Below are 232 nucleotides of genomic sequence, written 5' to 3'. Positions count from 1 at the left end.
GCGCGCCACCTGGGACGAGGCCGCCGAGATCGTCGCCGCCGCCCACGTGCACACCATCAAGACTTACGGCCCCGACCGCGTCGCCGGCTTCTCCCCCATCCCCGCGATGTCGATGGTGTCGCACGGGGTGGGGTCGCGGTTCGTCCAGCTCCTGGGCGGAAGCATGCTGTCGTTCTACGACTGGTACGCCGACCTCCCGGTCGCCTCCCCGCAGGTGTTCGGCGACCAGACG

The 232-nt window shown here is 70.7% G+C and carries 1 protein-coding gene; it reads left to right on the top strand.

Going from position 1 to position 232, the window contains the following annotated elements:
- The coding region (locus AC6CH9_RS20860) for a molybdopterin-dependent oxidoreductase (protein ID WP_498156608.1) at nt 1-232 on the top strand (232 nt) is incomplete at both ends.

The sequence above is a fragment of the Cellulosimicrobium sp. GQ32 genome (genome assembly GCF_059758455.1).
The sequence above is the reverse complement of the archived record's forward strand: the minus strand, read 5'-3'. Positions and strand labels throughout refer to the sequence as shown.